Origin of the sequence: Streptomyces cellostaticus (assembly GCF_023630175.1) — a bacterium.
Classification (GTDB): domain Bacteria; phylum Actinomycetota; class Actinomycetes; order Streptomycetales; family Streptomycetaceae; genus Streptomyces; species Streptomyces cellostaticus_A.
In genome coordinates this window covers 70,748-92,954 of the sequence record NZ_JALLIN010000028.1, presented here as the reverse complement: position 1 = coordinate 92,954, position 22,207 = coordinate 70,748, and the positions used below count along the sequence as shown (strand labels likewise).

General features: G+C 74.6%; 20 protein-coding genes. 13 read left to right on the top strand and 7 right to left on the bottom strand.

All coding sequences use genetic code 11. The annotated features are described in order from the left end of the window. Window positions 1–7: 7 nt before the first annotated feature. Both MXD57_RS19285 and MXD57_RS19280 read right to left on the bottom strand, forming a co-directional pair. Window positions 8–751, bottom strand: a complete 744-nt coding sequence (locus tag MXD57_RS19285; RefSeq protein ID WP_250402791.1) for a zinc ribbon domain-containing protein — start codon at window positions 749–751, stop codon at window positions 8–10. Further along, window positions 748–1,665, bottom strand: coding sequence for a Nif3-like dinuclear metal center hexameric protein (locus MXD57_RS19280; protein ID WP_250402775.1), 918 nt, complete (start codon window positions 1,663–1,665; stop codon window positions 748–750). Before MXD57_RS19280 ends, MXD57_RS19285 begins: the two co-directional genes overlap by 4 nt. A gap of 187 nt (window positions 1,666–1,852) precedes the next feature. Here MXD57_RS19280 and MXD57_RS19275 point away from each other — a divergent pair, with 187 nt between their 5' ends. After that, window positions 1,853–3,070 (top strand): hypothetical protein, encoded by a 1,218-nt coding sequence (locus MXD57_RS19275; protein ID WP_250402774.1) that lies wholly within the window; start codon window positions 1,853–1,855, stop codon window positions 3,068–3,070. Window positions 3,071–3,165: 95 nt separating this feature from the next. Continuing rightward, window positions 3,166–3,324 carry a hypothetical protein gene (locus tag MXD57_RS19270; protein WP_250402773.1) on the top strand — a complete coding sequence of 53 codons (159 nt, stop codon included), beginning with the start codon at window positions 3,166–3,168 and terminating at the stop codon, window positions 3,322–3,324. Between the two features lie 361 nt (window positions 3,325–3,685). Here MXD57_RS19270 and MXD57_RS19265 read toward each other — a convergent pair whose 3' ends face one another. Both MXD57_RS19265 and MXD57_RS19260 read right to left on the bottom strand, forming a co-directional pair. After that, a complete protein-coding gene (locus tag MXD57_RS19265; protein WP_250402772.1) occupies window positions 3,686–4,600 on the bottom strand; it encodes an NADP-dependent oxidoreductase in 915 nt (304 codons plus the stop codon). A gap of 41 nt (window positions 4,601–4,641) precedes the next feature. Next, entirely contained in the window at window positions 4,642–5,712 is a 1,071-nt protein-coding gene (locus tag MXD57_RS19260) for an alkene reductase (RefSeq protein ID WP_250402771.1), read from the bottom strand. Between the two features lie 247 nt (window positions 5,713–5,959). Here MXD57_RS19260 and MXD57_RS19255 point away from each other — a divergent pair, with 247 nt between their 5' ends. The 5 genes from MXD57_RS19255 (at window position 5,960) to MXD57_RS19235 (ending at window position 11,345) form a co-directional block, all read left to right on the top strand. Continuing rightward, on the top strand, window positions 5,960–6,496 hold the full coding sequence (locus MXD57_RS19255; protein ID WP_250402770.1) for a MarR family winged helix-turn-helix transcriptional regulator: 537 nt from the start codon (window positions 5,960–5,962) through the stop codon (window positions 6,494–6,496). A gap of 180 nt (window positions 6,497–6,676) precedes the next feature. Continuing rightward, window positions 6,677–8,410, top strand: a complete 1,734-nt coding sequence (locus tag MXD57_RS19250) for an MFS transporter (protein ID WP_250402769.1) — start codon at window positions 6,677–6,679, stop codon at window positions 8,408–8,410. Window positions 8,411–8,591: 181 nt separating this feature from the next. Next, window positions 8,592–9,242, top strand: a complete 651-nt coding sequence (locus MXD57_RS19245; protein WP_250402768.1) for a class I SAM-dependent methyltransferase — start codon at window positions 8,592–8,594, stop codon at window positions 9,240–9,242. 166 nt (window positions 9,243–9,408) lie between these two features. Beyond that, window positions 9,409–10,377, top strand: coding sequence for an N-acetylmuramoyl-L-alanine amidase (locus tag MXD57_RS19240; RefSeq protein ID WP_250402767.1), 969 nt, complete (start codon window positions 9,409–9,411; stop codon window positions 10,375–10,377). 161 nt (window positions 10,378–10,538) lie between these two features. Next, window positions 10,539–11,345: a hypothetical protein gene (locus tag MXD57_RS19235; protein ID WP_250402766.1), complete on the top strand. Its 807-nt coding sequence runs from the start codon at window positions 10,539–10,541 to the stop codon at window positions 11,343–11,345. 333 nt (window positions 11,346–11,678) lie between these two features. Here MXD57_RS19235 and MXD57_RS19230 read toward each other — a convergent pair whose 3' ends face one another. From MXD57_RS19230 to MXD57_RS19220, 3 genes are read right to left on the bottom strand one after another with little or no spacing between them, the layout of a single operon-like run. Beyond that, window positions 11,679–12,749, bottom strand: a complete 1,071-nt coding sequence (locus MXD57_RS19230) for a prenyltransferase (protein WP_250402765.1) — start codon at window positions 12,747–12,749, stop codon at window positions 11,679–11,681. After that, a complete protein-coding gene (locus MXD57_RS19225) occupies window positions 12,746–13,498 on the bottom strand; it encodes a class I SAM-dependent methyltransferase (protein ID WP_250402764.1) in 753 nt (250 codons plus the stop codon). Before MXD57_RS19225 ends, MXD57_RS19230 begins: the two co-directional genes overlap by 4 nt. Beyond that, window positions 13,492–14,895 carry a glycosyltransferase family 4 protein gene (locus MXD57_RS19220; protein ID WP_250402763.1) on the bottom strand — a complete coding sequence of 468 codons (1,404 nt, stop codon included), beginning with the start codon at window positions 14,893–14,895 and terminating at the stop codon, window positions 13,492–13,494. Before MXD57_RS19220 ends, MXD57_RS19225 begins: the two co-directional genes overlap by 7 nt. A gap of 220 nt (window positions 14,896–15,115) precedes the next feature. Here MXD57_RS19220 and MXD57_RS19215 point away from each other — a divergent pair, with 220 nt between their 5' ends. The 6 genes from MXD57_RS19215 to MXD57_RS19190 all read left to right on the top strand — a co-directional run bounded on the left by MXD57_RS19215 (window position 15,116) and on the right by MXD57_RS19190 (window position 21,981). Then, on the top strand, window positions 15,116–15,799 hold the full coding sequence (locus tag MXD57_RS19215; RefSeq protein WP_250402762.1) for a TetR family transcriptional regulator: 684 nt from the start codon (window positions 15,116–15,118) through the stop codon (window positions 15,797–15,799). A 334-nt stretch (window positions 15,800–16,133) separates the two neighbouring features. Beyond that, window positions 16,134–17,363 (top strand): prenyltransferase/squalene oxidase repeat-containing protein, encoded by a 1,230-nt coding sequence (locus MXD57_RS19210; protein ID WP_250402761.1) that lies wholly within the window; start codon window positions 16,134–16,136, stop codon window positions 17,361–17,363. Beyond that, window positions 17,360–18,016, top strand: a complete 657-nt coding sequence (locus MXD57_RS19205) for an SCO2322 family protein (RefSeq protein WP_250402760.1) — start codon at window positions 17,360–17,362, stop codon at window positions 18,014–18,016. Before MXD57_RS19210 ends, MXD57_RS19205 begins: the two co-directional genes overlap by 4 nt. Window positions 18,017–18,260: 244 nt before the next feature. Continuing rightward, complete coding sequence (locus MXD57_RS19200) at window positions 18,261–19,298, top strand: energy-coupling factor transporter transmembrane component T (RefSeq protein WP_374114726.1); 1,038 nt, start codon at window positions 18,261–18,263, stop codon at window positions 19,296–19,298. After that, window positions 19,295–21,133 (top strand): ABC transporter ATP-binding protein, encoded by a 1,839-nt coding sequence (locus tag MXD57_RS19195; RefSeq protein ID WP_250402758.1) that lies wholly within the window; start codon window positions 19,295–19,297, stop codon window positions 21,131–21,133. Before MXD57_RS19200 ends, MXD57_RS19195 begins: the two co-directional genes overlap by 4 nt. Continuing rightward, a complete protein-coding gene (locus MXD57_RS19190; protein ID WP_250402757.1) occupies window positions 21,130–21,981 on the top strand; it encodes an ECF transporter S component in 852 nt (283 codons plus the stop codon). The genes MXD57_RS19195 and MXD57_RS19190 overlap by 4 nt, the downstream gene beginning before the upstream one ends. Window positions 21,982–22,207: the final 226 nt, after the last annotated feature.

Below are 22,207 nucleotides of genomic sequence, written 5' to 3'. Positions count from 1 at the left end.
CCGGCTCCTACAGACCCGACTCGGCGGTGCGCACCAGGATCCGGCGGCAGTTCTCGCAGCGGACCACCGTGTCCGCGGCCGCGCCGCGGATCTCGTTCAGTTCGGTGATCGCCAGCTCCTGGCGGCAGCCCTGGCAGGTGCGGGCGTACAGCTTGGCCGCGCCGATGCCGCCCTGCTGCTCGCGCAGCTTGTCGTAGAGCTTCAGCAGGTCGGCGGGGACGGACCCGGCGACGACCTCGCGCTCCTTGGTGACGGAGGCGGCCTCGCCGTCGATCTCCTCGAAGGCGGCGTCCCGGCGGCCGGTCGCGTCGTCGATCTTCGCCTGGACGGAGCCGGCCCGCTCGGACAGCTCAGCGACCCGCTCCTGCGCGGACTCGCGGCGCTCCATGACCTCCAGGACGACGTCCTCCAGGTCCCCCTGGCGCTTGGCGAGGGAGACGATCTCGTGCTGGAGGTTGGACAGGTCCTTGGGCGAGGTGACCGCGCCGGAGTCCAGGCGCTGCTGGTCGCGGGCGGCGCGCTGGCGCACCTGGTCCACGTCCTGCTCGGCCTTGGTCTGCTCGCGGGCGGTGTCGCTCTCCTCGGTCTGCGCGGCCACCAGCAGGTCGCGCACCTGCGTGAGGTCCTTGTTCAGCGACTCGATCTCGGCGTGCTCGGGCAGCGACTTCCGCTTGTGCGCGAGCTGCTGGAGGCGGACGTCCAGGGCCTGGACGTCGAGGAGTCGGATCTGGTCGGCGGGCGCGGCGTTCAGTTGGGGGCTCCCGTGGAATCGGAAGGGGCGCGGGAAGCGCTCGGTGGAAGGGTGGTGGTGGGCGACGGGTGGGCGGTGACGGTGGACGCCGCGTGGGCGGTCCAGGGGTCGGTGACCGTCCTGGAGACGTGGACCCTGAGGTCCCAGCCGTGACGGTCGGAGATCTCGTCGAGCTGGGCTGCGGCCAGCTCGCACCAGGGCCACTCGGTGGCCCAGTGCGCCGCGTCGAGCAGCGCGAGAGGACTGTGGGCGACGGACGCCGTGAATTCCGAGGCCGGGTGGTGGCGCAGGTCCGCGGTGAGGAAGGCGTCCACGCCGGCGGCGCGGACCTGGTCGAAGAGGCTGTCGCCGGAACCACCGCTGACGGCGACGGCGCGGACGACGGCCTCGGGGTCGCCGGCCACCCGGATGCCCTGCGCGGTGGCCGGCAGCCGCTCGGCGGCCAGCGCGGCCAGCTCGCGCACGGTGAGCGGGCGGTCGGGTTCGCAGACCCGGCCCAGGCCCCGGCGGCCCGCCGGGTCGGTCGGGTCCGGCACGAGGGGGCGTACGACCCGCAGGCCGAGCGCGCCGGCCAGGGCGTCGGAGACACCGGGGTCGGCGGTGTCCGCGTTGGTGTGCGCCACGTGCAGCGCGATGTCGTTCTTGATCAGCGTGTGCACGACGCGGCCCTTGAAGGTGGACGCCGCGACCGTGGTCGTCCCGCGCAGATAGAGCGGGTGATGGGTGACCAGCAGGTCGGCGCCGAGCCTCACCGCCTCGTCGACGGTCTCCCGCACGGGGTCGACGGCGAACAGGACCCGGGTGACCTCCTGATCGGGGTCGCCCACCACCGTGCCGACCGCGTCCCAGGACTCGGCCCGCTCGGCGGGCCACAGGTTCTCCAGCGCGGCGATGACTTCAGACAGACGGGGCACGGGGAAAAGGCTACCTGGCCCTTCCGCGCGGACGTACCGCCTCCGCCCCGGCCGGACCGCTCAGCACAGAGGCCGCCGCACCCTCGGCTGAATCGCTTCTGCGCCACCCGTATGTGTGAAGCCGCTGTCCAGCGGCTCCCCGCCCGCGCGTACGAAAACTAGCTTCGTCGCCGGAGGTGACCGAACGATGACGGCCTGTGCGATCGAACTCCCCTCGACCGACCTGTCCGGCGAGGACGACGGTGCGCCGCGGACGGGGTGCGCCATCACGGCGGACGGCATGTACGCCGCCCGCCTCGCGCCGGACGGTGACTCCTGGTTCCCGGAGCGCTGGACACTGGACGGCCCGGAGCCGTACGCGGTGCCGCTGCCCGGCCACCAGCCGGAGGAGCCCGGTACCCAGGTGCAGCCGATGGGCGACGGACGGGTGCTGGTCCACCGGCGGGTGGCGGAGTACCGGCACACCTTCTGCCTGGTGTACCCGACCGGACCGGGCACCGGCGAGCTGCCGCTGGGCGCGGTGGAGTGCCCGGAGCCCGGCACCCGGCTCACCCTGCTGCCCCCGGCGCCGGGCGGCGCCCGGGCGTACGCCCTGGCCGTCGGCCCCCGGGCCACGGCGGTGTGGCTGGTGGCGGGGGGCGCGCTGGGGCCCGAGCGGCTGGCCGAGGTCCCCGGGCGCTGCTCGGGCGGGGTCTGGCTGGACCGTGCCGGACGGCTGCTCGCGCTGGACCGGGAACTGGACGGACGCACCAAGACGGTCGTGGTGGACCTGGGGCGCGACGGTGAGGTGTGGCCCCTGCTGCAGATCACGGACGGCAGCGACGACCGGCTGCTGCTGGCCGATCCGGACAGCGGGCTGCTGGTCATCTCCTCGGACGCGCCCTCCCCGGGGCGGGAACGGCTGGGCTGGGGTGTCCTGGGCAGCACGCTGCCGGTGCGCTTCCCGAACTGCCTGCGTGTCCCGGACTGCTCGGTGACGCCGTTCGCGATCCAGCCGGGGCAGGTGCTGATGCCGGAGAGCTGCGCGGTGGCGCTGCGCTTCGAGGGGCCGCGCGGCGGCTGGGTCGGGACCTGGCGGCCGGCCGAGCGGCGGGTAAGTCATCTCCCGGCCCCGCGGGGGTGGTTGACCGGGTGCGGGCTGTGGACGCCGGCCGGGGTGCTGCGGCTTCCGTACGCCACGGGAGAGGTCCCGTGCGGCGTGGCGGAGCTGACGGCGCCCCGGGGGGAGGCGCGGGCGACGGTCCCCGGGACGCCGGTCCGGGACGGCACGGCCGCCGGGGTGCCGGAGGCGCCGGAGACGCTGGAGGCGACCCCGCGGACGCCGGTACCGGAACCCCCGGAACCGGTGGCGGTCCGTCCGGTGCCGTTGCGGGAGGCACCGCTCGGACGTCATGTAACGAACTAGTGCCGGTCGGCGTGCCCGTCTGGATCCGGCCGTGGGTGGGTTGGTTACACTCGCCCGGCTGAAAAAAGATCATGTTGACGGGGTGAATTCTTCCGATGAGCGACACCAGCACGACTCAGCCGCTGTCTGCCGACTCTCAGGACGCGGCCGGCCATGGCCGGCACCGGGGCCCGGTCGCGGCCCAGGACGGGGACACCGCTCCGCGCGGGCGTCACCGCAAGCCGGCCGAGGAGACCGCCGAGGCGGCTGCCTGACGGCAACGGATGAAGAGAGGGGCTCCCCGCCGGACGGCGGGGAGCCCCTCTCTTCGTTCCTCGGGGATGCCCGGCTCTCGTTCGCTCCTCGGGGATGCCCGGGCCTCCGGGATGCTCGGCGTACGACCGCATGCGGGTCGCCGCGACGCCGAGCAGGCGGTCGGCCGCCGTGCCGGGCGAGGAAGCCGGTGATGGGGTCCTGCCATTCCTCGGGGCGTTCCACGGGTGGTGGAGACGACCGGGGTGGGCGCCCTGATGTGCGGCAGGTCGTCGCGGACGCCGGTCGTGGGTGACGGGACCGGCATCGCACGGTGCGCGCTGCCGCCTCGCCCGCCCGGGCGGGCGAGGCGGCAGCGGGGAGTCAGGGCAGCAGGACGGCCTTGCCCCGGTTGCGGTGGGCTTCGAGGTCGGCGTGCGCGGCGGCGGCCTGCTCGAGCGGGTAGGTCCGCCAGACGGGCAGGGTGAGGGTGCCGTCGGCGGCCGACCGGGCCAGCCGCGGCAGAGCCTCATCCGCCTGACCGGCGGCGTCGGCGCCGCCGGCGCTGAAGCGGACGCCGTACCGCTCGGCGGACAGGTCGGCGATGGTGACGACGCGGGCGCTGTCCCCGGTCAGGTCGACGGAGTCGGCGAGGACGCCGGCGCCGGAGGCGTCGAGGACGAAGTCGACGCCCTGGGGCGCGGCCGCCCTCACCCGCGGCGCCCAGCCGTCGCCGTAGCGCACGGTGGTGGCTCCGAGCGCGGTGACCCGCTCGATGTCGTGCTCGCCGGCCGTCGCGACGACGGTGACGCCGCGGGCGACGGCCAACTGCACCGCGATCACGCCCACGCTGCCGCCGGCACCGTGGACGAGCAGAGTCCGCCCCTCGCCCACGCCCAGCTCGGCGAGGACGCGGAACGCGGTCCGGCCCACCGTCACCAGGGATGCGGCGACCTCCCAGGACAGCGCCGCGGGCTTGGCGACCGGCCGCTCCAGCAGCGCGTACTCGCTGTAGCCGCCGCCCGTGGTGGCGCCCAGGACCTCATCGCCGACGGCCGCGTCGGCTCCCTCGCCGACCGCGTCGACGACACCGGCCGCGTCCAGCCCGAGGATCGCGGGGAAGCGCACCGGCATGGCGCCGGCCATCAGGCCGGAGCGGATCTTCGTGTCGAGCGGGTTCACGGAGGCGGCGCGCACCCGGATCCGGACCTGGCCCGGGCCGGGCTCCGGGACGGTGACCTCGGACAGACGCAGCACCTCGGGCGCGCCGTACTCGGAGAGAGTGATCGCTTTGGACATCGGGGACTCCCAAGGCAGAAGGGGGTTGACGGGGTCGCCGTTCAGGCGGTGAGGGTGGGGTAGTCGGTGTAGCCGCGGTGGTCGCCGCCGTAGAAGGTGGACTGGTCCGGGGCGTTGAAGGGGCCGCCGGCGGCGAGACGCCGGGGCAGGTCGGGATTGGCGAGGAACAGGGCCCCGTAGGCCACCATGTCCGCGCTCCCGTCCTCGATCAGCTTCAGCGCGTCCGGGCCGGTGGCGTCGGGGTGGGTGAACGGATTGAGGACGAACGTGCCGGGCCATGCCGTGCGCAGCCGCGACGTCAGCTCGGCGTCGGGGCCCTCCATCAGGTGCAGGTAGGCGAGATCCAGACCGGCGATCCGGTCCAGCAGCGCCCCGTGGACCTCGCCCGGGTCGTCCTCGACGATGTCGTTGTACGGGTTCCCGGGCGAGATCCGCAGACCGACCCGCCGACCGCCGATCGCCTCGGCCACGGCCGTGACGACCTCGACGGCGAACCGGATCCGGCCCTCGGTGCCGGCGCCCCAGGCGTCGGTGCGCAGGTTGGTGTTGTCCGCGAGGAACTGGTGGATCAGGTAGCCGTTGGCGCCGTGGATCTCCACCCCGTCGAACCCGGCCTCGACGGCGTTGCGCGCGGCGTTCGCGAAGTCGGCGACGGTCCGCCGGATCTCCGCCTCGTCCAGTTCCCTCGGCGTCACGAAGTCCTTCGGACCCTGGTGGGTGAAGACCCGGCCCCGGGCGGCCACCGCCGACGGCGCCACCGGCACCAGGCCGTCGGGCAGCAGGCTCGGGTGACCGATCCGGCCGGTGTGCATCAACTGGGCGAACATCACCCCGCCCGCACGGTGCACGGCGTCGGTCACCGTCCGCCATGCCCGCACCTGCCCGGGCGTGTGCAGACCGGGGGTGTCGGGGTAGCCCTGGCCGACCACCGAGGGCTGGACGCCCTCGGTGACGATCAGCCCCGCGCCGGCCCGCTGCGCGTAGTACCTCGCCATCAGCTCCGTCGGCTCCGCATCGGGCCCGAAGGCGCGGCTGCGGGTCATCGGCGCCATCACGACGCGGTTCGCGAGGCGGGTGCCGCCCAGGACGATCGGATCGAAAGCAGTGGTCATGAGTCGCTCCCTCGGACAAGTGGCGCTCCCGGGCCGGTCGCCCCGGCCCGCGCTCAAGGTTTTCCTGTCTGAACAAGTAAATCACTTGTCCGAACAGTAAACGCCACCGATCCGCCTTCCGGGCCGGAAAGTGAAGCAAGTAACAGCTTCTCTGGCTGGTGCAACGCACCAATCGACAGAGGAGGCGATCACCGGAGCCCTACCGAGAGGTAGAGTTCTCCTGTCCAAGCAGGAGAGTGAGGAAGCGATGACCGAGCCCGCAGCCGAAGCCGAGCAGGACCCCGAGGTGACGGCGCAGGAAGCCACCGTGCCGGTACCGGGCGCGGCCCGCGGCGGACCGATCAGCCACGCGATCTTCCGGCTGGCCCGCCTGCACCGCATGTTCGCGGGACAGCTGCTGCGCCGCATCGGCCTGCACCCGGGCCAGGAGCTGGTCATGATGCACCTGTGGGAACTCGGCCCCCAGCGCCAGATCGACCTGGTGCGGCTCATGGACTCCGACGCCGCCACCATGACCCGCACGGTCCGCCGCCTCGAACAGGCCGGCTTCGTGCGCCGCCGCCCCTCGCCCACCGACAGGCGCGCCTCACTGATCGAACCCACCACGGCCAGCCATGCCCTGCGCCGGGAGGTGGAACAGGTCTGGAGCCGGCTCGAGGACATCTCGACCGCCGGTCTCTCCGGCGCCGAGTGCGCCGACGCCCTCGCCACCCTGGAACGCCTGGAGCAGAACCTCGTACGAGCCGCCACCCCGCCCCCGGAGCCGGACGCGCGGCCCCAGTAGGACGCCCACGCCCACGCCCACCCCCACCCCCACGCCGCCGAAGCGTCCACCCGGACCCTTGACGGCAGGTCAGAAACCCATGGGTGGGTCAAGAATTCATTAGAGGCCCGAAGCAACGGAATAGTTGCCCGCGCATACGAGGTTTACCCGGCACTCATGTCACCCGGGAGGCCGAACTCAATGACGCACACGACGACCGACCAGCCCGGCCGGAGGGCGAGCGGGGCCCTGGTCCCGGTGCTCGCCTTCGCGGGCATCGTGGTCGCGGTGATGCAGACCCTGCTGGTGCCGGTCATCAAGGACCTGCCGCAACTGCTGGCCACCGCACCCAGCAACGCCACCTGGGTCCTCACCTCGACCCTGCTGTCCGGCGCCGTGGCCACCCCGATCATGGGCCGGCTCGGCGACCTCTACGGCAAGCGCCGCATGCTGGTGCTCAGCCTCGCCGTGATGGTGGCGGGCGCCCTGGTCAGCGCGGTCACCAGCACACTGCTCACCATGATCGTCGGCCGGACCCTGCAGGGCTTCGCCATGGGCGCGATCCCGCTGGGCATCGGTCTCATGCGGGACATGCTGCCGCGCGAGCGGCTCGGCTCGGCCATGGCGCTGATGAGCTCCTCGATCGGCGTCGGCGGCGGCCTCGCCCTGCCCGCCGCCGCCCTGGTCGCGCAGCACACCGACTGGCACGCCCTGTTCTACGGCGCGGCCGGGCTCGGCGCGCTCGCCATCGCCCTCACCCTGCTCGTCGTGCCCGAGTCCCCGGTGCGCGCCAAGGGCTCCTTCGACCTGCTCGGCGCGCTCGGCCTGTCCGCCGGCCTGGTGCTGCTCCTGCTGCCCGTCACCAAGGGCAGCGACTGGGGCTGGTCCTCCGGTACGACGCTCGGCCTGTTCGGATCCTCCGTCGCCGTGTTCGTCCTGTGGGGCCTGTACGAGCTGCGCCTGCAGGCGCCCCTGGTCGACCTGCGCACCACCGCCCGCCGCGAGGTGCTGCTCACCAACCTGGCCTCGATCATGGTCGGCGTCAGCTTCTACGTCGTCTCGCTGGTCCTGCCCCAGCTCCTGCAGTTGCCCAGCGCCACCGGCTACGGCCTGGGCCGGTCCATGGTGGTCGCGGGTCTGTGCGTGGCCCCGCTGGGCCTGACGATGATGTTCACCGCGCCGGTGTACGCCCGCCTGTCGGCCCGCTTCGGCCCGCGGACCACCCTCATCATCGGCCTGCTGATCATCGGCATCGGATACGGCGGCGGCCTCGGCCTGATGGACGCGGCCTGGCAGACGATCGTCACCTCGGTCGTCCTCGGCGCCGGCATCGGCCTCGCCTACTCGTCCCTGCCCGCCCTGATCGTCGGCGCGGTCCCGGCCTCGGAGACCGGCGCCGCCAACGGGCTCAACACCCTGATGCGGTCCATCGGCACCTCCGTCTCCAGCGCCGTCATCGGCATGGTGCTGGCCAACACGGCGAACGACGTGGGCGGTGTCGCGATCCCCACCATGCACGGCTTCCGCGTCTCCTTCCTCATCGCCACGGCCGCCGTCGCGGTGGGCCTGCTGCTCGCGGTGTTCCTGCCCCGGACGCCCCGCCCGGCCCAGCACACCCAACTGCGCGCGAGCAGCGAGGAGGAGGCCGGCATCCGGCACGCGGAGGAGGTCCTGCGCGGCTTCCGCGGCCGGGTGCTGGACGCCGCCGGCGCCCCGGTCGCCCGCGCCAAGGTCACCCTGATCGACCGTCGGGGCCGCCAGGCGGGGGCCACCCTCTCCGGGGAGGACGGCTCCTACGCCCTGGCGGTCCCCGCCGAAGGACCGTACGTGCTGGCCGCCAGGGCCGCCGGGCACGGGCCGCTCGCCTCGGCCGCGACGCACACCGGTGACGACCACCCCGTCGACCTGGACCTGCCCCTGCCGGCCGGGGCCTGACCCGGCTCCCGGCCCGGACGCCCGCAGGGCCCCGGACACCCGGAGGCACACATGCGCACCCCCTGTCGCAGGCCGGCAGGGGGTGCGGCAGCATGGGGCGCCCGGAAGGCCCCACGCCCGGTGCGACCGGGCCCGACCGCACCGGGTACGACCGAACCGAGTACGACCGAGAGGAATCCCCATGCCCGCGGCACCCAAGCCCGAGATCCTGGCCGCGTTCGAGGCGGCGAAGGGGTTCATGCCCGCGGACGAGGGGCTGGCGCTGTACGCGGCCGCGGCCGAGGCCGGGCGGCTCGGGCTGCCGCTGCTGGAGGTCGGCACCTACTGCGGGCGGTCCACCGTCCTGCTCGCGGACGCGGCACGCGAGGCCGGCGTCACCGCGCTGACCGTGGACCACCACCGGGGCAGCGAGGAGCAGCAGCCGGGCTGGGACTACCACGACCCGGAGACCGTCGACCCCGAGGTCGGCCTGATGGACACGCTGCCCGCCTTCCGCCGCACCCTGCACCGGGCGGGCCTGGAGGAGCACGTGGTCGCCCTCGTCGGCCGCTCCCCGCGGATCGCCGCGATCTGGAACGCCCCGCTCGGTCTCGTCTTCGTCGACGGCGGCCACACCGACGAGCACGCCACCGCCGACTACGAGGGCTGGGCTCCGCACGTCGCCGACGGCGGGCTCCTCGTCATCCACGACGTCTTCCCGCACCCCGAGGACGAGTTCACCGGGCAGGCGCCGTACCGGATCTACCTGCGGGCCCTGGAATCGGGCGCGTTCACCGAGACGGACGCGACCGGATCGCTGCGCGTGCTGCGGCGGACCGGCCCCGGGATCTGACCCCGGCACGGTTCCCGGCGCCGCCGGACCGCCCGCCGGGACCCCGCCGCCCCTCGGGGACGTCCCGCACGGCCGCGGGGTCCGCTCCGTCGGCTCACGCCGCGGACGCCGGCCCGGCACGCCCGCCTGCGACCCGATCCGCCGGACAGGCCCTAAGGTGGCAGGCGTGTCGTACGCAGGACCGGACATCGATCCCCCGCGACCGCGCCGGCCCCGGCGCGGACCGCTGACCGTCGCGCTCGCCGCCCTGGTGCCCGGCGCACTGCTCGGCTGGCTCGTGTACGCGGCGGCGGGCGGTTCGGGCGGGTCCTCCGGCGGCGCGGGCTCCGCCTCGCCCGCCGCCTCCTCGGGGCCCGCGTCCGCACCGTCGGCCGCGTCCCCGCGGGCCGGTGACTCCGCCGCGGACGCCAAGGATCCCGGCCCGCCGACGGGTGGTTCGGCGCCCGCCGCCGCCTCCGGCACGCTCAAGGGCAAGGTCGTCGTCATCGACCCGGGTCACAACCCCGGCAACCTCCGGCACCCCACCGAGATCAACCGTCAGGTGGACATCGGCACGAACCGCAAGGAGTGCGACACCACCGGCACCTCCACCAACTCCGGTTACCCGGAGGCCCGGTTCACGCTGGACGTCGCACACCGGCTGCGCACCCTGCTGGAACGGCAGGGCGCCACCGTGAAACTGACGCACGACGGCGACTCCCCGCCCTGGGGCCCGTGCGTCGACGAACGGGCCCGCATCGGCAACACGGCGCGCGCCGACGCGGCCGTCTCCATCCACGCGGACGGCTCGGCGCAGGGAAACCGCGGCTTCCACGTCATCCTCCCCGCGTCCGTGCACGCGGGCGGCGCCGACACCCGCCCCGTCGTCGGTCCCTCCGAGGACCTGGGCACCCGCATCGCGGGCCGCTACCTGCGGCTCACCGGCGAGCCGCCCGCCAACTACGTCGGTGACGGCACCGGCCTCGTGACACGGAAGGACCTGGGCGGTCTCAATCTGTCAACGGTTCCCAAGGTGTTCATCGAGTGCGGCAACATGCGCGATACCAAGGACGCGTCGCTGCTCACCAACGGCGCATGGCGGCAGAAGGCGGCGCAGGGAATCTCTGAGGGAATCGTGAGTTTCCTGCGCGGGTAGCGGTCGGCGGGGCCATCCGGGCGGACAGTGCGATCGTGCGGACGATAGTGTCGTCCCTACCATGAGGGGCCACCCCTGCGCTTCACACCGGGACCTGGAAACGACTTGGTGACGGCGACGCCTCCTCCGACGACGAGACGACCTACGAAGGACCTGCTGAAGTGAATATCCGCTCCCTCACTCGAGGCGACGGCGTGGTGATCGGAGCAGCGGTGTTGCTGTTCATCGCGTCGTTCCTCGACACGTTCGACAAGTCCGGCAATGGCGCCCCGAACGCCTGGGACAACCTCGGCCTGGTGATGAGCATGTACGTCGGCGGCATCGCCGGCGCGGTCCTGATCGTCGTCGCGCGGGCGCTGCCGCAGCCGCGGAAGGTCATCGGGCTCGAACTCGGTCAGGTCGGCGTCGTGCTGGCGGTCTTCGCGGCATGGACCTCGTTCTGGACCATCGTCGATCCGCTGGGTTCGTTCAGCGACAGCTTCCAGAGCCTGGACGTCGGCGCGGGCTCCGGCCTCGTCCTCGGTCTCATCGCCGCTCTGCTGCTGGCCGCCGCCGCCATCGCCACTCCCCTGGTCCCGGCCCTGCAGGCCGCGCTGATCCCGGCGCCCAAGCCGGCCGCCCCGCAGCCCTACGGCGCCCAGCCGCCCGGCGGTTACGGCTACCCCGGCGCCCAGCAGCAGCCGGGTCAGCCCTACGGCGCCCAGCCCCAGCCGGGCCAGCCGTACGGGCAGGCCGCCGCTCAGGCCGCCCCGGCGCCGCAGCCGGCCGGCGGGGACTTCTCGCCGTTCTGGTTCGCCGTGCCGGCGACCCGCCCGCTGTTCGCCGAGGACGGCAGCGCCCCGATCGCCGAACTGGCGCCCGGTACCTGGTACCTCGCCGTCGAGCAGCGCGGTGGCGCGCTGGTCGCGCAGACCCAGGACGGCCGCCGCGGCGTCCTGCAGGACACCTCGGGGATCCAGCGCGGCTGAACCGCCGCCCGCACCCCGGGCACGGCCCCTCGCCCTTCCGGGCGGGGGGCCGTCGCCGTGCGTACGGCCCGCCCCGAGGCGGTGGCTGACACACCGTCACCCACGGGCGGGCGGGGCGCAGCAGGCCGCGAGGACCGCGGCGGCGTGGCGGACGGGTACGGGCGCGGTGTCCTCACGTGGAGGTGTCGCGTGCGGTCCGCGCGCTCCGTGGAGCCGCGTGACCTCACGCACCTCATCCGAAACAAGGACGCCTTCCGCCGCACCCGCGCGTCACGGCCCGGCCCGACTCGGTACGCCCGGCGTCCCAGCGGCGGCTCGGCGTGCCGTCGGCCGTCAGGTGCAGCAGTCGGGGTCGAGTCCGGACGGCAGGTGCTCCCCGCCGAAGACCGCGCAGGTGGCGTCGTGGCCGCCCAGCGCGGCGACGGCCAGCAGCAGCGAGCCCGCCGTCCAGGTGGTGAGCTCGCGGGGCCATATGGCGTCGTCGTCGAAGACGTAACCCGTCCAGTACAGGCCGCTCTCCGCGTCCCGCAGGTGCCGCACCGACTGCAGGATCTCCAGCGCCCGGTCGGACTCGCCCATCGCCCACAGGGCCAGCGCGAGTTCGCAGGACTCGCCGCCGGTCACCCAGGCGTTGGGGACGACGCAGCGCACACCCAGGTCCGGGACGACGAAGCGGTCCCAGTCGGCCGCTATGCGCTCCTTGGCCTCGGTTCCGGTGAGCGCGCCGCCGAGGACCGGGTAGTACCAGTCCATCGAGTAGCGGTCCTTGTCGAGGAAGCGCTCGGGATGCCGGCGGATGGCGTGGCGCAGTGCCCCGGCCGCCAGCTCCCAGTCCGGCTGGGGCTCCTCGCGCTGCTCGGCGATGGCCAGGGCGCAGCGCAGGGCGTGGTGCACGGAGGAGCTGCCGGTGAGCAGGGCGTCGGCCGTGGGGGTGCCGTCCTCGTCCCGGCGCCAGCCGATCTGGCCGCCGGCCTGCTGCAGCCGCAGGACCCACTCGACCGCCGCGTACACGCTGGGCCACATGCGGTCCAGGAACGTGTCGTCGCCGGTGGACAGGTAGTGGTGCCAGACGCCCACGGCCAGGTAGGCGACGAAGTTGGACTCGCGGCCGCGGTCGGTGACGTCGTCGTGGGCGCCGTCGGCGTAGGCGGCGTACCAGGAGCCGTCCTCGTTCTGGTGGGCGGCGAGCCAGTCGTACGCCCGCTCGGCGGCCGCGTGCTCGCCGGCCGCGTCCAGGGCCATCGCGGCCTCGGTGTGGTCCCACGGGTCCAGGTGGTGCCCGCGGAACCAGGGGATCGCGCCGTCCTCCCGCTGCACGGCGAGGATGCCGCGGACGGTGGCGGCGGCCTGCTCGGCGGTGAGGACCCCGGGCAGGACGAGGTGTTCTGTCCGGGGGGTGGTCACTTGGCGGCCGCCTCGGAGGTCTCGTCCACCCGCGGGAGGTGGGGCTTGGTGGCGTAGACGACGAAGCTCTTGCCGATGACCGGGTTCAGCGCGCGCTCGGCGATCCGGGTGGCGAGCGGCTTCTTCATGATGTCCCAGACCAGCAGCTTGTGGTACGCCCGTACCGGCAGCGCCTTGTCGTTGTCCACGCCGAACGCGCACTTCAGCCACCAGTAGGGCGAGTGCAGGGCGTGCGCGTGGTGGCTGCCGTACGGCCGCAGGCCGGCCTCGCGGACCTTGCCCAGCAGCTCGTCGGCCCGGTAGATGCGGATGTGGCCGCCCTCGACCTCGTGGTAGGCGTCGGACAGCGCCCAGCAGACCTTCTCCGGGCCGTAGCGGGGCACGGTGACGGCGATGCGTCCGCCGGGCCGCAGCACCCGCACCATCTCGGCGAGGACGCCCTTGTCGTCGGGGATGTGCTCCATCACCTCGGAGATGATGACGACGTCGAAGGACTCGTCCGGGAAGGGCAGCGCGAGGGCGTCGCCCTCCATGGCGGTGGCGGTGGCGCCGGCCGGTGCCTCACCGGCCTCCTTCATGGCCGCGAACCACTTGGCGACCTCGCGGATCTCCTCGGCGTTCTGGTCCAGGGCCACGACCTGCGCGCCGCGCCGGTAGCACTCGAAGGCGTGCCGGCCGGCCCCGCAGCCGAGGTCCAGGACACGGTCGCCGGGGGCGAGCGGGAACCGGGAGAAGTCGACGGTCAGCACGTGGCCCTGCTTTCGCGGTCGGAGGTTGCGCGGTCGGAGGCGAGTGGTTCGCGGAGGAGGGCGGCACCGGGCCGGTCCTGGGCGCCGGTGCGGCCGCCCTGGCCGGCGATGGCCTCCCGGTAGCGGGCCACCGTTCCCTCGGCGGCCCGGGCCCAGGTGAAGCGGCTCAGTACCCGCTCGCGGCCGGCGCGGCCGAGGCGCTCACGCAGCCCGGGGTCGCCGAGCAGCCGGACGAGTCCGGCGGCGAGGGCGCCCGCGTCGCCGGGCGGCACGGCCAGGCAGGTCTCGCCGTCGCGTCCGGCGACCTCCGGGATGGCGCCGCCGGTGGTGGCGACCAGGGGGGTGCCGGTGGCCATGGCCTCGGCGGCGGGCAGCGAGAAACCCTCGTAGAGCGAGGGCACGCAGGCGACTTCGGCCGAGCGGATCAGGTCGACCAGTTCCGCGTCGGAGATGCCCTTGACGAACTCGACGGCGCCGTCGAGGCCGTAGCGCTCGATCGCCTGGGCGACGGGGCCCTCCGTGGGGCGCTTGCCGACGACGACGAGGTGGGCGGCCGGGTGTTCGGTGCGGGCCTTGGCGAGGGCCTCCACCAGGAAGACCAGTCCCTTGAGGGGGACGTCGGCGCTGGAGGTGGTGACGATCCGGCCGGGCACCTCGGCGACGGCGGGATTCGGCGCGAAGAGGCCGGTGTCGGCGCCGATGTGGACCACGTGGACGCGGTCGTCGCGGACCCCGAGGTGGTCGACGATCTCCTGGCGGGAGCTGCCGGAGACGGTGAGTACCGAGGGCAGGCGGCGGGCGACGCGCTTCTGCATCCGGGTGAAGGCGTACCAGCGGCGCACGGACAGCCGGCGCCGCCGGCTGCCGGCCGCGTCGAGCTCCAACTGCCGGTCGACGGTGATGGGGTGGTGGATCGTGGTGACCAGGGGGGCGCCGATGTCGCCCAGCAGGCCGTAGCCGAGGGTCTGGTTGTCGTGCACGACGTCGAACTCGCCGCGGCGGGCGCGCAGATGGCGGCGGGCGCGCAGGGAGAAGGTGAGCGGCTCGGGGAAGCCACCGGTCCACATGGTGCCGACCTCGACGGCGTCGATCCAGTCCCGGTACTCGCCCCGCCCGGGGGTGCGGAAGGGGTCGGGCTGGCGGTAGAGGTCGAGACTGGGCAGCTCGGTGAGGCTCAGGCCGTCGTGCCCCTCGTCGAGCACGGGATAGGGCTGGGCGCCGATGACCTCGACGCGGTGGCCGAGGCGGGCCAGCTCGCGGGAGAGGTGCCGGACGTAGACGCCCTGGCCGCCGCAGAACGGGTTCCCCTTATAGGTGAGGAGCGCGATGCGCAGCGGCGGTCCGCCGTCCGCCGCCAGCTCCGGTCGGGGCCCCGCCTGACTGGCCTCAGCGGTCACTCCGGGCCCCCTTCTCCGTGCACTTTCCCGCGACACTACGACGGGACGGTAATCTAGAACAAGTTCCAGACTTGATCGTTCAAGAGGCTCTGAATCTACCGGCAGGTAGGTGCCCTGGCAGCAGTGGATCGGGTGATTCACGCCACGGCGCGAACCCCCGCCATGCCGGATGATCACGTGCCCTACAGAAGCCCTCACCGACTGTCACGGAGCGGGACCCATGCCTGCGGAAACCGAGCTGGAAGCCGGGAGTGTCCGGCCCCCCATGGCACCGCTGACCGAGCGGCAGGAGGCGCGCCGCCGACGGATCCTGCACGCGAGCGCGCAACTGGCGAGCCGGGGCGGTTTCGACGCGGTGCAGATGCGGGAGGTCGCCGAGACCTCGCAGGTGGCCCTCGGCACCCTGTACCGGTACTTCCCGTCGAAGGTGCACCTGCTGGTCGCCACCATGCAGGACCAGCTCGAGCACATGCACGGCACGCTCCGCAAGAAGCCCCCGCCGGGCGACTCGCCGGCCGAGCGGGTCGCGGAGACCCTGATGCGGGCGTTCCGGGCCCTGCAGCGCGAGCCACAACTGGCGGACGCGATGGTCCGCGCCCTCACCTTCGCCGACCGCAGCGTCTCCCCCGAGGTCGACCAGGTCTCCCGCCAGACCACGGCGATCATCCTGGACGCGACGGGCCTGGACCACCCGACCCCGGAGCAGCTCTCCGCGGTCCGCGTCATAGAGCACACCTGGCACTCGGCCCTGATCACGTGGCTCTCGGGCCGCGCCTCCATCGCCCAGGTCGGGGTCGACATCGAAACCGTGAGCCGGCTGATGGACCTGACGGATCCGCAGCCACGCCCGCGGGCGGGCCGAGGGGGCCTCCCGGGGCCGCTCCGCGGTGGCGGTACCCCGTGACCCCGCTCACCGGGCCCGTGTGCGCACAGCCACTCATCGACCCCCGCCGGCCTGCCGGTAAAGTGGCGGCGTCGTCATCACACCCGTACGGGGGAAAGCCGGTGCAATTCCGGCGCTGCCCCTTCCCCAATCCTCGACTTCGCTCGAACCGGGGACACCCCGATCCGTGAACCGTTCGCCACCCGACGGTGAGCCGGACCACCCTGTACGGGCGTTGACCGGCTCACGTGCGCGGCGACCCGTCGCGCGCGGCACCGTCGAGGTTTACGGGGCCGAGCCGCCCGGGGGTCTCCCGTGCGCTGCCGGCCCCCCGCAGGAGAGGCAGTCGCCGACCATGAACGTCCGCCGCAGTGCCGCGGCTCTCGCCGCCATAGGCGTGCTGGCCGCCGCCGCGCCCGCCACGGCCGCCGACACGTCCCCCTCCGCCTCGCCCGAGGTGGCGGTCCCGACCGGGTTGTTCGGCAAGTCCGACCCGACGTACGACGGTGTGTGGCGCCAGTCCCTCGCCCTGCTCGCCCAGCGCACCCTCGGCTACCGGCCCGCGGCCGCGGCCGTGGACTGGCTGGTGGGGCAGCAGTGCGACAAGGGCGGTTTCGCCGCGTTCCGGGCGGACACGGCCAAGCCCTGTGAGGGCAAGGGCGGCGCCCAGCCCGACACCAACAGCACGGCCGCCGCCGTCCAGGCCCTGCAGGCGCTCGGCGGACACGACGCCGAGGCGCACCGCGCCCTGGACTGGCTGAAGGACGCGCAGAACAAGGACGGCGGCTGGGGCTACACGCCGGGCAGTCCCAGCGACACCAACTCCACCTCGGTCGTCATCGGCGCCTTCGCCGGGGCCGGGCAGGACCCGGGCGAGCTGCGCGCCGCCAAGGGCACCCCGTACGAACTGCTGAGCGCACAGGCACTCGCCTGCGACGAGGACGGCGGCGGCGCCCTCGCCTACCAGCCGGACAAGAAGGGACGCCTGGTCGCCAACGCGGACGCCACGGCGGCCGGCGTGCTGGGCGCCCTCGGCAAGGGGTTCGTCAACGCGCCCGCCGAGGCCCGCGCCAAGGCGCCCGCCTGCTCCTCCTCCGGCCGGGCCACCGAGGCCCGCGTCGCGGACAACGCCGCCGCGTACCTCGCGCACGCCGTCGCCGCCTCCGGCCACCTCGAGTCGGCGCTGCCCGGCGCCGAGGACCAGCCCGACTACGGCAACACCGCGGACGCGGTCGTCGCGCTCGCGGCGGACGGCTGGAGCACGCAGGCGAAGAAGCCGTACGCCTGGCTGGAGAAGAATGCGGCGGGCTGGGCCCGGCAGAGCGGCCCGGCCGCCTACGCCCAGCTCATCCTCGCCGCGCACGCGGTCGGTGCCGACGCGCGGCACTTCGGCGGCACCGATCTGGTGCGCTCGCTGAACGCCACCGGCCCGGCGCCGCGCGCGGCCGCCCACAAGGAGGAGTCCGGCGAGCGGGCCGGGGACGAGTCGAACACCGGTGTCTGGTGGATCGTCGGCGTCGGTCTCGTGGCCGGCATCGGCATCGGCTTCCTGCTCAGCGGCCGCCGGAAGAAGCAGCAGCCGTGACCGTCGTCCGCCGCGCCGCCGCCCTGCTCCTCGCCGCGTCCGCCGTGCCGGCCGGTGCGGTGCAGGCGCAGGCCGCCGGGTACCGCTACTGGTCGTTCTGGGAGCGGACCGGCGGGCACTGGTCGTACGCCACCGAGGGTCCCTCGACCGCCCGCCCCGACGACGGGGCCGTCCAGGGCTTCCGCTTCGCGGTGAGCGAGGACTCCCAGGACGCGACCCGGCCGCGCGGCACGGCGGACTTCGCCACGATCTGCGCCGGCACGCCCGCGAAGGCGGGCACGAAGCGGGTGGCCCTCGTCCTCGACTTCGGCACCCCGGCGGACGCCCCCTCCGGCGAGACCCCGCCCGGGCGGCGCACGGCCTGCGCCCGGGTCTCCGGCGACGCGACGACGGCCGAGGCGCTGGCCTCGGCCGCGAAGCCCCTGCGCTACGACACCAACGCCCTGCTGTGCGCGATCGCCGGATATCCGCACACGGGATGCGGGGAGCAGGTGTCGGCGAAGGAGCAGCCGGCGGGGAAGCCGGCGAAGGCCGCGAGGAACCCGGAGCCGGACGGCGGTCCCTCGCTGGGGCTGCCGATCGGGGTGGGCGTGGTCGCGGTGCTGGCCGGGGCGGCGGTGTGGCAGTCCCGGCGGCGGCGCGGGAATGCGTAGCCGGAACGGCGCTGCCGGCGCGCCCGCCGCGGGGGCGGGCGGGCCCGCCGGCACGGGCACGGGCGTCCGTGCCGGTGCGCGGGCACGGGGTCGTGACGCGGCGGGGGCGGGCGCTCCCGCCGCGCCCCCGGGCGGGCGTGCCACCGGGCGGCCGGGCGCCGGCCCGTCCCGTGAGCGGGGGGCGGAAGCCGCTCCCGCCCCGCCCCGGCGCGGCCGCGCGTCGCTGCACCCCGGCGCCTGGTGGCTGTGGTCCCTCGGCCTCGGCACCGCCGCCACCCGCACCACCAACCCCCTGCTCCTCGCCCTGCTCATCGCCGCGGCGGGCTATGTGGTGGCCACCCACCGCTCCGCCTCCCCCTGGTCCCGCTCCTACGCCGCCTTCGCCAAACTCGCCGTCGCCGTGCTCCTCGTCCGCCTCGCCTTCACCGTCGCCCTCGGCTCCCCCGTCCCCGGCACCCATGTGCTGCTCACCCTCCCCGAGATCCCGCTCCCGCACTGGGCCCAGGGCATCCGGCTCGGCGGCCGGGTCACCGCGGAGGCGCTGCTCTTCGCCGGCTACAACGGGCTGAAGCTGGCCACCCTGCTCATCTGCGTCGGTGCCGCCAACGCCCTCGCCAGCCCGGCCCGGCTGCTGAAGTCCCTGCCCGGCGCGCTGTACGAGGTGGGCGTGGCCGTGGTCGTCGCGCTCACCTTCGCGCCCCACCTCATCGCCGACGTCCAGCGCCTGCGCGCCGCCCGCCGGCTGCGCGGCCGTCCGGACCGGGGCGTTCGGGGCCTGCTGCAGGTCGGACTGCCGGTGCTGGAGGGGGCGTTGGAACGTTCGGTGGCACTGGCCGCGGCGATGGACGCCCGCGGCTACGGCCGGACCGCGCAGGTCCCGGCCCGGGTGCGCCGTACGACGACCGCGCTCACCCTGGGCGGGCTGCTCGGCGTGTGCGCGGGAACGTACGGGCTGCTGACCGCGGAGGGCGGCACGTACGGGGTGCCGGTGCTGTGCGCGGGGGCCGCCGCCGCGCTGGCCGGCCTGCGCCTGGGCGGCCGCCGCTCCCCGCGCACCCGGTACCGGCCGGATCCCTGGGGGGTGCGGGCGTGGCTGGTCGCGGGCTCGGGGGCCGGGGTCGCCGCGCTGCTCACGCTCGCCGCCGTGCGCGATCCGGACGCGCTGCACCCGGGAGTGGTCCCGCTGGTGGCACCCACCCTCCCCCTGTGGCCGGCCGCGGCCGTACTGCTCGCGCTGCTGCCCGCCTTCGTCGTACCGAAGCCCGTCGAGGAGCCGTCGTGATCCGCTTCGAGGATGTCAGCGTCACCTACGAGGGCGCCGGCGAACCGACCGTCCGGGGCGTGGACTTCGAGGTGCCCGAGGGTGAACTCGTGCTGCTCGTCGGCCCGTCCGGGGTCGGCAAGTCGACCGTGCTGGGCGCGGTCAGCGGGCTGGTGCCGCACTTCACCGGAGGAACCCTGCGCGGACGGGTCACCGTGGCCGGCCGGGACACCCGCACCCACCAGCCGCGCGAACTCGCCGACGTGGTCGGCACGGTGGGCCAGGATCCGCTCGCGCACTTCGTGACGGACACGGTGGAGGAGGAACTCGCCTACGGCATGGAGTCGCTGGGGCTCGCCGCGGAGGTGATGCGGCGCCGGGTGGAGGAGACCCTGGACCTGCTGGGCCTCGCCGACCTGCGCGACCGCCCCATCGGCACGCTCTCGGGGGGCCAGCGGCAGCGGGTCGCCATCGGCTCGGTCCTCACCCCGCACCCCCGGGTCCTGGTCCTCGACGAGCCGACCTCGGCGCTCGACCCGGCCGCGGCGGAGGAGGTGCTGGCGGTGCTGCAGCGCCTGGTCCACGACCTCGGCACGACGGTGCTGCTGGCCGAGCACCGGCTGGAGCGGGTGGTCCAGTACGCCGACCGGGTCGTCCTGCTCCCCGCCCCCGGCGCCGCCCCGCGCTGCGGGGACCCGGCCGAGGTGATGGCCGTGTCCCCGGTGTACCCGCCGGTGGTGGGCCTGGGACGGCTGGCGGGCTGGTCGCCGCTGCCCCTGACGGTCCGGGACGCCCGCCGCCGGGCCGCCGGTCTGCGCGACCGCCTCGCCCACCGGCCCCTCGGCGAGGAGCGGCCGGCCGCCTCCCCGGCGTCCGAGCCACCGACCGGCCGCGCCCTGCCGGGCACAGCGTCCGGCTCCACCACCCCGGCCGGGCAGGCCGATCCGGCCGGGGCCGGCACCGCCTCGCCCGGGCCCACCGGCCCGGCTCCCGCGGCCGCGCCCGGAGCGCCCGCCGCCCGGCTCCCCTCCCCCCGGCTGCCCTCCCCGCGGCGCGGCCTCTTCCGGCGGAACTCCGCGGCCCTCGCCCCGCCCTCCGCGGTCCCGCGGGTGGCCGAGGTCCGGGGCCTGGCGGTCCGGCGGGGGCCGGTCACCGCGCTGCGGCACGTCGATCTGTGTGTGGCGCGGGGCGAGACGGTCGCGCTGATGGGGCGCAACGGTGCCGGGAAGTCCACTCTGCTCGGCTCCCTGGTCGGCCTGGTGGAGCCCACCGCCGGCTCGGTGCTCGTGGGCGGGGCCGTCCCGCACCGCACCCCGCCCCGGGACCTCGTCCGCCGGGTCGGCCTGGTCCCGCAGGAGCCGCGGGACCTGCTGTACGCGGACACGGTGGCCGCCGAGTGCACGGCCGCCGACCGGGACGCGGGCGCCGAGCCGGGCACCTGCCGGGCCCTGGTGTCCGAGCTGCTGCCCGGCATCACCGACGGCATCCACCCCCGGGACCTGTCCGAGGGCCAGCGTCTGGCCCTCGCCCTGGCGGTCGTGCTGACCGCCCGCCCGCCGCTGCTCCTGCTCGACGAGCCGACGCGCGGCCTGGACTACGCGGCCAAGGCCCGGCTGGTCGCCGTGCTGCGCGCGCTGGCCGCCGAGGGGCACGCCATCGTCCTCGCCACCCACGACGTGGAACTGGCGGCGGAGATCGCGCACCGGGTGGTGCTGCTCTCCGACGGCGAGGTGATCGCCGACGGCGCCACGGCGGAGATCGTGGTCGCGTCGCCGTCCTTCGCCCCGCAGGTGACCAAGATCCTCGCCCCGCAGCGCTGGCTGACCGTGTCCGGGGTCCGGGAGGCCCTCGCGTGAACCCCTCTCCCGCCGACCGCCCGGCCCACGCCCCCCGCCCCGTCCGGGCCGTGCGCCTCGGCCCGCGCTCCCTCGCCGCACTGGGTCTGGTCAGCGCGGTCGGGGTGGTGGCCTTCTTCTGGCCCTTCCTCGCACCGCCCGCCTCCGGGCTGAGCGCGCACGCCGAGGACGCGCCCTGGCTGTTCGCCGGACTGCTGCTGCTGATGATCGCGGTCGTGGCGGCGACGATCTCCGAGTCCGGCCTCGGCCCCAAGGCGGTCGCGACGCTGGGCGTACTCGCCGCCACCGGCGCGGCGCTGCGCCCGGTGGGCGCGGGGACGGCGGGGATCGAGCCGATGTTCTTCCTGATGGTGCTCAGCGGCCGGGTGCTCGGCCCGGGCTTCGGTTTCGTCCTGGGCTCGGTGACGATGTTCGCCTCCGCGCTGCTCACCGGCGGGGTCGGGCCGTGGCTGCCGTTCCAGATGCTGGCGATGGGCTGGTTCACCATGGGCGCCGGGCTGCTGCCGGGGCGGGAGCGGCTGCGGGGCCGGGCCGAACCGCTGCTGCTGGCCGCCTACGGCTTCTGCGCCGCCTTCGCCTACGGCACGGTCATGAACCTGGCCGGCTGGCCCTTCATGGGCTCCGGCACCTCGAACATCGCCTTCGACGCGCACGCCACGGTCTCCGCCAACCTGGCCCGGTTCGCCGCCTACTGCCTGGCCACCTCGCTCGGCTGGGACCTGGGACGGGCGCTGTGCACGGTCGTGCTGACCCTCGCGCTCGGTCCGGTACTGCTGCGCGCGCTGCGCCGGGCCACACGGCGCGCCGCCTTCGAGACCGCGGTCACGTTCGACGCACCCGCTGGGTGAGGACCCGTATCCGGACTGTGGCGCCTCCGGTGAGGCACCCCACATGACGCAGGTCACCTACGATCCGGCATCGTACTTCGATTTGTCCGATACGTCCCACCCTGCACCCCGCCTGACCTGCACTGCGAGACGCCGGCCACAGGGGTGCGAAAGCCCGCCGTTCCGGCCACAACTAGTAAAAGGGGTCATTGCGGACACCTCTCGGGCCTGTTTCTCTGGTCGACGT